This window comes from Bisgaardia hudsonensis, from assembly GCF_004345785.1.
Taxonomy (GTDB): Bacteria; Pseudomonadota; Gammaproteobacteria; order Enterobacterales; family Pasteurellaceae; genus Bisgaardia; species Bisgaardia hudsonensis.
Genome location: NZ_SLXI01000005.1, coordinates 78,926 through 90,688 on the forward strand (window position 1 = coordinate 78,926; position 11,763 = coordinate 90,688).

Annotated in this window: 13 protein-coding genes; 6 read left to right on the forward strand and 7 right to left on the reverse strand. The window is 34.2% G+C overall.

Annotation, left to right across the window (positions count from 1 at the left end; genetic code table 11):
• Window positions 1-115 precede the first annotated feature (115 nt).
• Together EV697_RS07560 and murJ are read right to left on the reverse strand one after the other, a co-directional pair.
• Window positions 116-1,000 carry an Abi family protein gene (locus EV697_RS07560; RefSeq protein WP_236824054.1) on the reverse strand — a complete coding sequence of 295 codons (885 nt, stop codon included), beginning with the start codon at window positions 998-1,000 and terminating at the stop codon, window positions 116-118.
• Window positions 1,001-1,296: 296 nt separating this feature from the next.
• Complete coding sequence (murJ, locus tag EV697_RS07565; RefSeq protein WP_132024283.1) at window positions 1,297-2,877, reverse strand: murein biosynthesis integral membrane protein MurJ; 1,581 nt, start codon at window positions 2,875-2,877, stop codon at window positions 1,297-1,299.
• A 287-nt stretch (window positions 2,878-3,164) separates the two neighbouring features.
• Here murJ and rpsT point away from each other — a divergent pair, with 287 nt between their 5' ends.
• Window positions 3,165-3,428, forward strand: a complete 264-nt coding sequence (gene rpsT / locus EV697_RS07570; RefSeq protein WP_132024285.1) for a 30S ribosomal protein S20 — start codon at window positions 3,165-3,167, stop codon at window positions 3,426-3,428.
• Window positions 3,429-3,530: 102 nt separating this feature from the next.
• On the opposite strand, the gene pgeF is transcribed toward rpsT, so the two are convergent.
• Both pgeF and rluD read right to left on the reverse strand, forming a co-directional pair.
• A complete protein-coding gene (pgeF, locus tag EV697_RS07575; RefSeq protein ID WP_132024287.1) occupies window positions 3,531-4,265 on the reverse strand; it encodes a peptidoglycan editing factor PgeF in 735 nt (244 codons plus the stop codon).
• Between the two features lies 1 nt (window position 4,266).
• Window positions 4,267-5,241, reverse strand: coding sequence for a 23S rRNA pseudouridine(1911/1915/1917) synthase RluD (rluD, locus tag EV697_RS07580; RefSeq protein WP_132024289.1), 975 nt, complete (start codon window positions 5,239-5,241; stop codon window positions 4,267-4,269).
• Between the two features lie 93 nt (window positions 5,242-5,334).
• Here rluD and EV697_RS07585 point away from each other — a divergent pair, with 93 nt between their 5' ends.
• From EV697_RS07585 to EV697_RS07600, 4 genes are all read left to right on the forward strand, one after another.
• The gene (locus EV697_RS07585) at window positions 5,335-6,123 is read left to right on the forward strand and encodes an outer membrane protein assembly factor BamD (protein WP_132024292.1); all 789 of its coding nucleotides are present in this window, start codon (window positions 5,335-5,337) and stop codon (window positions 6,121-6,123) included.
• A gap of 180 nt (window positions 6,124-6,303) precedes the next feature.
• Window positions 6,304-7,017, forward strand: coding sequence for a DUF484 family protein (locus EV697_RS07590; RefSeq protein ID WP_132024294.1), 714 nt, complete (start codon window positions 6,304-6,306; stop codon window positions 7,015-7,017).
• The gene (gene xerC, locus EV697_RS07595; protein ID WP_132024296.1) at window positions 7,002-7,889 is read left to right on the forward strand and encodes a tyrosine recombinase XerC; all 888 of its coding nucleotides are present in this window, start codon (window positions 7,002-7,004) and stop codon (window positions 7,887-7,889) included. The genes EV697_RS07590 and xerC overlap by 16 nt, the downstream gene beginning before the upstream one ends.
• Before the next feature lie 7 nt (window positions 7,890-7,896).
• Window positions 7,897-8,604, forward strand: coding sequence for an HAD-IA family hydrolase (locus tag EV697_RS07600; protein WP_132024484.1), 708 nt, complete (start codon window positions 7,897-7,899; stop codon window positions 8,602-8,604).
• Between the two features lie 13 nt (window positions 8,605-8,617).
• Here the strand turns inward: EV697_RS07600 and folB are convergent, their stop codons facing one another.
• On the reverse strand, window positions 8,618-8,971 hold the full coding sequence (gene folB, locus EV697_RS07605; RefSeq protein ID WP_132024298.1) for a dihydroneopterin aldolase: 354 nt from the start codon (window positions 8,969-8,971) through the stop codon (window positions 8,618-8,620).
• Between the two features lie 103 nt (window positions 8,972-9,074).
• On the opposite strand from folB, the gene plsY reads away from it, so the two are divergent.
• Window positions 9,075-9,671 (forward strand): glycerol-3-phosphate 1-O-acyltransferase PlsY, encoded by a 597-nt coding sequence (gene plsY, locus EV697_RS07610; protein ID WP_132024300.1) that lies wholly within the window; start codon window positions 9,075-9,077, stop codon window positions 9,669-9,671.
• Between the two features lie 47 nt (window positions 9,672-9,718).
• On the opposite strand, the gene deoD is transcribed toward plsY, so the two are convergent.
• Window positions 9,719-10,435 carry a purine-nucleoside phosphorylase gene (gene deoD / locus EV697_RS07615; RefSeq protein ID WP_132024302.1) on the reverse strand — a complete coding sequence of 239 codons (717 nt, stop codon included), beginning with the start codon at window positions 10,433-10,435 and terminating at the stop codon, window positions 9,719-9,721.
• A complete protein-coding gene (locus EV697_RS07620) occupies window positions 10,419-11,681 on the reverse strand; it encodes a phosphopentomutase (RefSeq protein ID WP_132024304.1) in 1,263 nt (420 codons plus the stop codon). The genes deoD and EV697_RS07620 overlap by 17 nt, the downstream gene beginning before the upstream one ends.
• Between the last annotated feature and the right edge of the window lie 82 nt (window positions 11,682-11,763).

The following is an 11,763-nucleotide window of genomic DNA, read 5'->3' on the forward strand; positions in this document are numbered from 1 at the left end:
ATCTAAACTGCCCGCTATTATACGCATAAATACGCAAAGTTAAAATTAACGACATAATGGAAACATATTAATCCTAACTCAAAAATAAATTAATTTTTATAAAAAGTATTATTTATTAAATATTTCTTAATAAATGGATAGGTAATTTTTCATAATCTCCTAATCCCATAGCTTTTAATTTTGCATTAGGTACATTGGGAAAAGATGCCAATATTTCGTTTACCTTTTCTAGCCATATGTAGTTTGTACTAGTTTGATTAATCAAGTACCACATAACAGCTATACGACTAAACAATCTGTATTTATCTTCTGTTGTTATACCCAATTTACTGAAATAAGAACGTGCTTTTTTATATCGTTTAAATTTTTTATTATTCACACTAGGGATCGTCATTTCTGCTGTAAATAATCGATTCCATACTCGGCAATGATGTGCGACACAATTTCTTAAAAAATTAATCTGTCGAAGCCAATGAGATAAGGTATGATTATCAATATTAAATCTTTTACACACCATATTTTGATATTCAGGTTTTAACATTGAATAGTACTTGGATAAGTTACCAAAATCCCACAATTCAATAATTACCCAAAATGGTAATGTTTGCTTTTTATCAAGATGATGTTTTACAAATTCATCTTTACTTCTAGTGATTTTTATTGTTATTGATTTTTGCCATTCCAAAAAATCATCAAGCATATTTGGGTTAATAAATTCTACTTTCTCATAGGCTAACGGATCTTCCCGACCAATTTCATGAGCAATAACACCTCTAATATGAATTTCCAAACGTTCTATAATATCAAGTAATAAAATCCTAAGCTTTTTATCAAAAATATAAAGTTTATAGATTTCCTCGAAAGAAGTTGAAGGTAAAAAATTATCTGATAAACAGCCATTTCCCATTTGTTTTCTAGCGGTATGCCAAAATCCAGATAAGCGATAATATCCAACCTGAGCTAACTTTTTTTCCGCATACAAAATATCAGAAACAAACATTCCTCTAGACTTCAAGAGTAATACTAAATCGGAATATTCTTTGTGGGGTTTTATAGACATAAGATAAAGTAGAAAGTGAATGGTTATGTATGTAGGGGGGTAACTTGATTAATGAGTCGATGAGTAACTAAACCCAACCCCACTTCAGAGGCTACCCCACAATTAAAGAGCATTCTACATAAAAAAAAATCTGAGTCAAGAATGCCCTCCCTATCTCACCAAATAAATATGTTAAGATTTTTAGCAACATATTGAAACTTCAAATACTAGCCAGTTAGCGTTAAGTTTTGACGACACTATGACTTAAATGTACTAACTAAATGACGAACACGGATACCAAGCAACAACAATAGCCCAACATAAATACATACTGCCAAAGCAATCAGCCAGCTTAACCAATGTAAACGACTTAAAAAAGGCATCGCTTGCCACAATAAAATATCAGGTGAGAAATACCAAACACTGAGTCCCATTACCACCGAAGCAATAAAAACTTTAGCAAAAAATACCGCACTTTCCCTGGAAAAATGATAAATATTCGCTTTGACTAAACCACGATAGAGTAAAAAAGCATTTAATGTTGCCGACATCGCTGAAGCGATCGCCAACCCTACGTAACTAAAAGGAATCGCTAACAAATTGAAGCCCATATTGCTAACCATTGCAATAATGCCAATTTTCACAGGTGTTTTTGTGTCTTGTCTTGCATAATAGCCATTGGCTAAAATTTTAATTAGCATAAAACTTAGCAATCCCGCATTAAATGCCCACAAAGAATAAGAAGCAGATAACACATCAGAAAATAAAAAATTGCCACGCATAAATAAAACCAATAACATCGGTTGTGCTAATACCGCAATCCCAGCCATCGCAGGCACTCCAAGTAGCAAAATCATTCTTACGCCCCAATCCATTGTGCTACGAAAATCTTTTGCACTTTTTGCTTTATCATCAGAACGATTAACGTGATGACGAGAAAGTGTCGGCAATATTACCGTAGAAATCGCAATTCCAAATAGTCCCAAAGGAAACTCAAGTAACCGATCAGAATAATAAAGCCAACTGATTGATCCGGTCATTAAAAAGCTGGCAATAAAGGTATCCAATAATAAATTAATTTGACTCACTGATACCCCAAATAAAGCGGGGATCATTAAAGTTCTTACCTTTTTTACCCCCTCATCATTCCAAGCCCATTTCGGCTTTACTAGTAAATTTTCCTTTTTTAAAAAAGGAATTTGAAATAAAAATTGCAGCAAACCACCGCAAAAGATACCAATAGCTAAAGCGAGATCAGGACTACTCATATATGGAGCGAGAAAAAGTGCGGCACAAATCATCGCAATATTTAATAATACAGGCGAAAAAGACATTACACCAAATTTACCTAAGGTATTTAAAATCGCCCCTGATAATGCCACGAAAGTAATAAACCATAAGTAAGGAAAGGTTATTTTTAGCAATAATGAGGCTTGTTCAAATTTACTTGCCTCTGCTCCATCGTTTAACCAATCAATAAACCAACCTGTTCCAAAAACGGCTGCAACAACAGGCGAAAAAATCATTGCAAGTAGGGTAACAATAGTGACGAGTCCGCCCAATGTACCGGATATTTTCGCAATAAATGCTTGTGTTTTAGTTATATCGCCATTTTTTTGATACTCCGCTAACACTGGCACAAACGCTTGCGAAAATGCCCCCTCAGCAAATAAACGGCGTAAAAAATTAGGAATACGATTTGCAAAGAGAAACACATCTGCTGCCACGCCTGCTCCAATTAATTGCGCAGTAATAATATCCCTAACTAAACCAAGCACACGAGACAATAAGGTCATTGAACTGACAACAATACCTGATTTTAATAAACCTTTACTCAAAATAAGTCGCCTTACTATCATTTTTCTAAAAAAATTACCCCAATTGTATAGAAATTTTATTTTTATGCTATATTCCAAGATAAAAAACTGGTAAAATCTCGCTCACATCGTTTGGGTGGGCTAACAAGAAAGCACATTTTAATATAACGATGCTTAGGATTTATATCCGATCGGTTGTGTCTCACCGAAACTCTCGAATAAATTAATTGACAATAGTATAGAAAAAAGGCATATTTTACGTCTTTATTTTTATCCCATAAAACTAACAAAATTTTAGGAGTTTGACCTTGGCTAATATCAAGTCAGCTAAAAAACGTGCGGTTCAATCAGAAAAACGCCGTCAACACAATGCAAGTCAACGCTCTATGATGCGTACTTCAATTAAAAAAGTATATGCATTAGTAGCAGCAAGTGATAAAGAAGCAGCAGAAGCAGCATTTTTAAATATGCAAAAAATTGTAGATCGTATGGCATCTAAAGGCTTAATTCACGCAAATAAAGCCGCGAACCATAAATCTAAATTAGCTGCACAAATCAAAAAATTAGCGTAATTTTACTACGCTTAAAAATAATTTTTTGAAAGCATAAAATTAAACCGCACTTTCAATTATGAAATGCGGTTTTTTTACATACTAAAATAATATTTTCTTTTATTATTCAAACCAAATTAATGATGCCATACGCCCTGTTTTTCCATCTCGGCGATAGGAGAAAAATAATTCTTTCTCAGTATAAGTACAATGCTCCCCTCCAAAAATTTGGCTAATCCCGAGATTATTTAAACGTTGTTTGGCAATTCCATAGAGATCCCCTAAATATTTTCCTTTTTCCTTAGGATCAACAATAAAACATTTTTCTGCTTGTGGATCTTTTTCAATAAACTGTGTAACAACATCATCACCTACTTGAAATGCTCTCTGGCTAATAGCGGGACCTAACCAGACAACAATTTCATTTTTAGGGCATTGAAAATAATTAATCGTTTCTTCTAAAATACCATCACATAAACCACGCCATCCAGCATGAATAGCAGCAACTTCATTTCCTTGTTTATTAGTTAATAATACGGGTAAACAATCCGCTGTCATCACTAGGCATACTTGATTAGCAACATTTGTATAAACTGCATCTACATTTAAATCTGTACTATCGTAGGGTAAAGTAACCACTTTGGTACTATGTATTTGATTTAAATATAAAGGCTGTTGTGGTAATGAAAATTGTTCAACTAATAAAGTGCGGTTATTTTTGACCGCACTTTTATCATCACCAACATGCTCACCAAGATTAAAACTAGCGTAAGGAGATAGACTTACGCCACCTTCCCTTGTGGTTGTAAAACCATGAACATTTTTAGGCACTAACCAATTTGGTTGAATTTTTTTCATATTAATAATCCAAATCGTCTTTATGTAAAAGATAGTCGGCTTTTAAAGCCTCTACTAATTCCACAAAATCATCAGGTAAGGGAGCGTACCATTCCATTAGCTCTCCTGTAATTGGATGATTTAAACGTAGCATAACCGCATGTAATGCTTGACGTTTAAATGTTCTTAATACAGCCATAAAATCTTCACTAGCATTTTTTGGGGGACGTGGACGTCCACCATAGGTTTGATCCCCCAAAAGTGGGTGAGCAATGTGTGCCATATGTACACGAATTTGATGTGTTCGCCCCGTTTCTAAACGTAAACGTAATCTTGTATAGTTACGAAAACGCTCCATAATACGATAATGGGTTACTGCTGGTTTTCCCATTGGATGTACTGCCATATGTGTTCGTTTAGTTGTGTGACGAGCCATCGGTTGATCAACCGTTCCACCTTTTGTCATAATGCCATAAGCTATTGCTTCATATTCACGAGTAATATTGCGTTTTTGAAGCTCTCGTACTAATTGAGTTTGTGCAGGAATCGTTTTAGCAACCACCATCAATCCTGTCGTATCTTTATCCAAACGATGAACTATCCCAGCTCTTGGTACTTCTGCAATTTCAGGATAATGATAGAGTAGAGCATTTAATACTGTTCCTTTGGGATTACCTGCACCAGGATGAACCACGAAATTTTTAGGTTTATTAATCACAAGAATATGTTCATCTTCATAGACAATATTTAATGCTAGATCTTCTGCTTCAAATCGATTTTCATCCTCAATTTCCACAATAATATCTATTTGCTCCCCCCCATAAACCTTTGCTCTTGGTATATTGGAAATGATTCCATTCACTTTAACACAATCCCCTTCAATCCAAGTTTTTAATCTTGAACGAGAATAATCAGGGAACAATTCCGCTAAAGTTTGGTCTAAACGAAGACCCATATGTTCTGACTGAACTTCAGCCGATAAAGTAATTTGTGTCATAAATAAAATCCGTGAATTGAATAATTAAACAATGTTCTATAGAATGGAAACATTATATCATCTATTGGTACTCATAAACATAAGGATTAACCAATGTTAAAACTAAAATCTCTTGCTGTTATAGCACTAACTGCATTTACTATCAGTGCTTGCTCCAATTCAAATAAAGATGTTGAAAATATTTCTGTTCAAGATCTTTATACAAAAGGTCAAACTTATCTACAAAATGCTGATTATTCACAGGCTATTCGTTATTTAGATACTGTTGAAAAACGTTTTCCAGCAAGTACTTATAGTGAACAAACACAACTAAATTTAATTTACGCCTATTACAAATCTCAAGATTATCAACAAGCATTAACAGCAGCAAATCGTTTTCTTAAACAGCACCCACATAGCCAAAACCTCGATTATATTATTTACATGGTTGGTTTAACAAACTTCATATTAGGTGATAATTGGCTACAAGATTTATTTAAAGTTGATAGAGCCACAAGAGAAAGTTCATCAATCAGAACCGCCTTTGCTAACTTTCAAGTTTTAGTACAAAACTTTCCAAATAGTCCCTATGCAGCTGACGCTATTGCAAGAATGGCTTATATTAAAGCAAGTCTAGCGCGTCATGAGTTAGCTATTACAAAATTTTATGCTAAACGTGATGCGCATGTAGCTGTTGCTAATCGAGTAACTGGAATGTTAAGACAACATCCAGATACACAAGCTACTCTTGATGCATTACCATTAATGAAAGAGGCTTATGAAAAAATGAGTCTACCAACATTAGCTCAGCAAGTGGAAACCTTAATTCAAGCAAATAAAGGAAAGAAATTTGAGAAAATAACCAAACCTAAAAAACCCCAAATAATAGCGCCTAAGAATTGATAATTGACTATTTTAATAAATAGTGTGTTAAAAATGGGTCAATTTTAACACACTTGTACAACAATTCTTCGAATATTCGTTAACAATATGATTATAAACAAAAATAATATAATGTTTTGTGAATTATTTTTATACTGAATCAAAAAATAAAGTAAATTAAATACCATCAAGGTCAACATAATGGATAAAGAAAATATAAAACAACAAGTTGTTCAATTTCTGCAATCACATCCTGATTTTTTTAAAAATCACCTTGATTTATTAGACTGCTTGATTGTGCCACATAACCAAAGTGGCACAATATCTTTGATTGAAATGCAATTAGCTCGTCAGCGAGAAAAAATACAACAACTTGAAAAATCATTACAATTATTTGCTCAATTAGCGAACCAACAACAAGATATTTTCTTTGCCTTAATGCCCTTACAACAAAAGCTCTCACAATGTAATACATTAACAGACGGAATTACTACAATTAATCAATGGGCAAAAGAATGGGAATTACAACAAGCTAAAATTTTATTATTTACGAATAAATGGCATAAACATAATGAATTATTAGAAGATTATTGGCTTGATCCTAAGGCTTTTGAAATTATTCGCCTAGAACGTTTTGGCTTACGCCGTTTTTATCTTGGTAATATGACAAATAAAGAAAAATCATTACTTTTTTTAGCAAATGAATTTCCTATTGGATCAGTTGCTTGCTGTCTGTTAGGTACAAAAACAAGCCAAAATGCTACCGCACTACTTATATTTTCCTCAAGAGATACACAACATTTCCACAATGGGCAAGACACAAAATTTTTAAAACACTTGGTTGACATTGTTGAGCTACATTTAAGCAGATGGCTATCAAATCATTGGGATAATATGCAATGCAACAACTATTAAATAAATACTGGGCTTATTTACGTATAGAGAGACAAGTTAGTCCTTACACACTTACTAATTATCAACACCAACTCAACACTGTTTTAAAGATTTTACAACAAAATGATATTCAATGCTGGCAACAGATCACACCTAGTATTGTACGTTTTGTCCTTGCTCAAAGTAAAAAAGAAGGATTAAAAGAAAAAAGTCTTGCCTTACGTCTATCCGCTTTCCGACAATTTCTCAATTATCTAGTGCAACAAAATGAAATCAAGGTTAATCCAGCAACAGGAATATCTTCACCGAAACAAGCAAAACATCTCCCTAAAAATATTGATAGTGAACAAATTCAACAGCTACTGGCTAATGATAGTAAAGAGCCTATTGATATTCGAGATAGAGCAATGTTAGAGTTAATGTACAGTTCAGGACTGCGACTCTCAGAATTAAATAGTCTAAATTTAAACAGTATTAACACCAGAGTTCGAGAATTACGAGTAATCGGAAAAGGAAATAAAGAACGTATTTTACCCTTTGGTCGTTACGCTTCAAAAGCGATCCAAGATTGGTTAAAAGTACGACAATTATTTAACCCAAAAGATGACGCATTATTTGTCAGCCAACTTGGCAATCGGTTGTCTAACCGATCAATTCAAAAAAGAATGGAAACTTGGGGGATTCGACAAGGATTAACCAACCACTTAAATCCCCACAAGTTACGCCATTCTTTTGCAACACATATGCTAGAAAGTAGTTCTGACCTTCGAGCAGTACAAGAGCTATTAGGGCATAGCAGTTTATCAACAACTCAAATTTATACCCATTTAGATTTTCAGCATTTAGCCCAAGTATATGATTCTGCTCATCCGAGAGCAAAAAGGAAAAAATAAAAATATGATAAAATACCACCGCACTTTACAACCTTTTAAGGTAATCAGTTTTGATCTGGATGACACATTATATGACAATACACAAACTATCCAGCTTGCTGTTCAACATTTTCTTGAACATTTAAAAGATCTCAGCAAAATCCCAGAACTCACTTATGAATACTGGGGAATGTGGAAAATGAAAGTGCAAGAAGAATATCCCCTTTTAGCTGAAGACGTTATTGCTTGGCGAATTAAAACAATAGAAGAATTACTAAAACATCATCATAAAAGTGCGGTTGAAATTAAACACATATCTGAACAAACAATGAAAACCTTTATTAAATGGCGACATAAAATTGATGTCCCAGAAGAAAGTATTTATGTATTAGAGCAACTTGCTAAAAAATATCCATTAGTTGCATTAACAAATGGAAATGTAGAGCCTACAAAAATTGGCTTAAATCAATTCCAATTTGTGTGGCGAGGCGGCAAACAAGGTCGAGCAAAGCCTCACCCCGATCTATTTCAGCAAACTACAGCATATTTTAAGATACAACCACAAGAGATCTTGCATATTGGTGATAATTTAATTTCAGATATACAAGGGGCAATACAAGCAAACTGCCAAGCGGTATGGTTGAATGTATCAGAAAAATCCCATCAATTTACTGAAAAAGACACTTTACCAACAGTCGAAATAGATAAACTACCATTGCTATTAGAACTCGTATAGCTTATTAATTAATTTAAAGCTTACCTTTTTCAATAATAATTCCAACATTGTTTGCTTGAGCAATGGCACTTGGCTTACTTAATTTTAATCGCAACCATGAAATAGCGAATTGTTGCTGTAATTTCTCCGCAACCTCGTAAGCAACACGCTCAATTAATAGAAATGGCTTAGACTCAACATAATCAATAATAAATTCACTCACTTCTGCATAATTTAAGCAATAAGCAACATCATCAGTTTCTGCGGCTTGCTTAGAATCCCAAGCCATTTCAATATCAAAGATTAATTTTTGTTTAATTTTTTGTTCCCAATCATAAACACCAATTTGAGAAAATACCGTCAATCCTTCTATAAATACTTTATCCATTCGTTAAATCCTCCAATAATTAAAATTTTATTAGGTGTATGCTACCAATTTTATGTACAATGAACGAACAATTTTTTCGTTTATTTCTAATTTGGTCAAAATAATGAGCATATTCGCCCTTTTATATATGATATTCGCCTATTTATTAGGCTCTATATCCAGTGCTATTTTAATATGTAGATTACTCAAATTGCCCGACCCTCGTCAATCAGGATCAAATAATCCAGGTGCAACAAATGTACTACGTATTGGTGGACGTTGGGCTGCATTAGCTGTTCTAATTTTTGATATATTAAAAGGTATGTTGCCAGTTTGGCTTGGTTACTATCTTGGTTTTAGTCAATTTGAACTCGGTATGATCGCATTAGCAGCTTGCTTAGGTCATATTTTTCCGATTTTCTTTAATTTTAAAGGAGGGAAAGGCGTGGCTACCGCTTTTGGTGCAATTGCCCCCATAGGTTGGAGTGTTGCGGGTTTAATGCTAGGAACGTGGCTACTTGTGTTTTTAATTAGTGGCTATTCTTCATTAAGTGCGGTTATTACTGCACTTACAATACCTTTTTATGTATGGTGGTTTAAACCAGAATTTACCTTTCCCGTAGCGTTAGTTTGCTGTTTACTGGTATATCGCCATCACGATAATATACAACGCCTATGGCGTGGACAAGAAGATAAAGTATGGAAAAAATTTAAAAAATAAAACACCCTATCATTATCAATAATAGGGTGCTTTTGGATAAAAATACCTTAAAGTTTATCACCAATTAATACAGACTCTAATGCAATTTCAATCATTTCATTAAAGGTTAATTGACGCTCTTCCGCTGTTGTTTGTTCATGAGTACGAATATGATCTGAAACAGTACAAATCGTTAATGCTTTTGCACCAAATTCTGCGGCTACCCCATAAATACCAGCGGCTTCCATTTCCACTCCTAAAATGCCATATTTTTCCATTACATCAAACATTTCAGTATCTGGAGAATAGAATAAATCAGCAGAGAAAAGGTTACCTACTTTTACAGCAATCCCTTTATTTTCTGCAGCTTGTACTGCAGCTCTTGCCATATCAAAATCAGCAATGGCAGAAAAATCATGATCTTTAAAACGAATACGATTTACTTTAGAATCCGTACAAGCACCAATTCCAATAATAACATCACGAATTTTTACATCCATACGAACCGCGCCACAAGAACCAACACGGATAATTTTTTTCACGCCGTATTCAGTAATTAGCTCTTTTGAATAAATAGAACAAGAAGGAATACCCATTCCATGTCCCATTACTGATATTTTTCTACCTTTATAAGTTCCAGTATAGCCAAGCATATTGCGAACATTAGTGACTTCTTTGGCATTTTCTAAGAATGTTTCGGCTATATATTTAGCTCTAAGTGGATCCCCTGGCATTAATACAACATCTGCAAATGCACCTTCTGGTGCGTTAATATGTGGAGTCATCATTTTTTCCTTCTTTTTGATTAAAATTAACAATTGGAACACCATAATCCATTTCAGATAAACCAAAATAGTTAGCAATAGTTTGTCCAATATCCGCAAAAGTATCCCGCTTTCCTAAAAAGCCACTAGGGATATTCGCACCATAAATTAAAACAGGAACGTATTCTCTTGTATGCCCTTTACCCGATACCGTTAAATCACCACCATTAGCAGCCGTTAAAATAATAATATCTTCATCTGTTACCAATTTTAATAACTCAGGTAAGCGACGATCAAAATATTCTAACTCTGCTGCATAATTTGCAACATCTGCATGATGACCAAATTCAGTATCAAAATTAATAAAATTAGTAAATACGAGAGTATTTTCCCCCGCTCTTTTTACTTCTAATAAAGTTTTATCAAATAGTTCCTCAATTGTTGTCGCTTTTACTTTCCTTGTAATACCAGCATAAGCATAAACATCAGCAATTTTACCAATAGCAACAACTTCCCCTTGCTTTTCATCAACTAGTTTATCTAATACCGTTTTTACTGGAGGCTCAATAGCATAATCCTTTCTATTACCCGTGCGAATAAAGCCCGAAATTTTATCCCCAATAAATGGTCTTGCAATCACCCGACCAATATTATAATCATCTAGCTCTTCACGAACAATTTGGCAAAGTTCATACAATTTTTCCAACCCATATATTTCCTCATGACAGGCTATCTGAAATACAGAATCAGAGGAAGTATAAAAAATAGGCTTACCCGTTTCAATATGTTGCTCAGCAAAGCGTTCAAGAATCTCAGAGCCAGACAAAAGACAATTTCCTAAATATCCGGAAATATTTGCTTTTTTGACAATCCGTTGCAATAACTCATCGGGAAAACTATTACATTCATCAGGAAAAGTCCCCCAATTTAATAAAATAGGTACTCCCGTAATTTCCCAATGCCCAGATAACGTATCCTTTCCTGAAGAAATTTCTTGTGCATAAGTATAGGCATTATGAATATCAACATTTTGCTGAAAATTTGCCGGTAACTGCCCTGAAGCCTTCTCTGCCACTAAACCCAAACCGAGTTTTTCAAGATTAGGTAATGTTAGCCCACCTTTACGCTCTGCGGTATTAGCCAAACCATCTGCACATTGTTGTGCAATATGCATTAATGTATTTGCCCCTTTGTCACCAAATTTATCGGCATCTGGACTAGCCCCAATGCCTAAAGAATCTAGCACCATTACAAATACTCGTTTCATCGTATTCTCCAGAGATCAAGCTGAACATTTTCCTCTAAAAAATTACACCACGTTTGTATCGTGGTGTAATTTAAAGATCCAT

Excerpts from the sequence above, each read along its gene's own strand:
- rluD (WP_132024289.1), bottom strand. The coding sequence starts at position 5,241 with ATGACACAAATTACTTTATCGGCTGAAGTTCAGTCAGAACATATGGGT.
- xerC (WP_132024296.1), top strand. The coding sequence starts at position 7,002 with ATGCAACAACTATTAAATAAATACTGGGCTTATTTACGTATAGAGAGA.
- EV697_RS07590 (WP_132024294.1), top strand. The coding sequence starts at position 6,304 with ATGGATAAAGAAAATATAAAACAACAAGTTGTTCAATTTCTGCAATCA.
- EV697_RS07560 (WP_236824054.1), bottom strand. The coding sequence starts at position 1,000 with ATGTTTGTTTCTGATATTTTGTATGCGGAAAAAAAGTTAGCTCAGGTT.
- EV697_RS07620 (WP_132024304.1), bottom strand. The coding sequence starts at position 11,681 with ATGAAACGAGTATTTGTAATGGTGCTAGATTCTTTAGGCATTGGGGCT.
- EV697_RS07585 (WP_132024292.1), top strand. The coding sequence starts at position 5,335 with ATGTTAAAACTAAAATCTCTTGCTGTTATAGCACTAACTGCATTTACT.
- pgeF (WP_132024287.1), bottom strand. The coding sequence starts at position 4,265 with ATGAAAAAAATTCAACCAAATTGGTTAGTGCCTAAAAATGTTCATGGT.
- deoD (WP_132024302.1), bottom strand. The coding sequence starts at position 10,435 with ATGACTCCACATATTAACGCACCAGAAGGTGCATTTGCAGATGTTGTA.
- plsY (WP_132024300.1), top strand. The coding sequence starts at position 9,075 with ATGAGCATATTCGCCCTTTTATATATGATATTCGCCTATTTATTAGGC.
- folB (WP_132024298.1), bottom strand. The coding sequence starts at position 8,971 with ATGGATAAAGTATTTATAGAAGGATTGACGGTATTTTCTCAAATTGGT.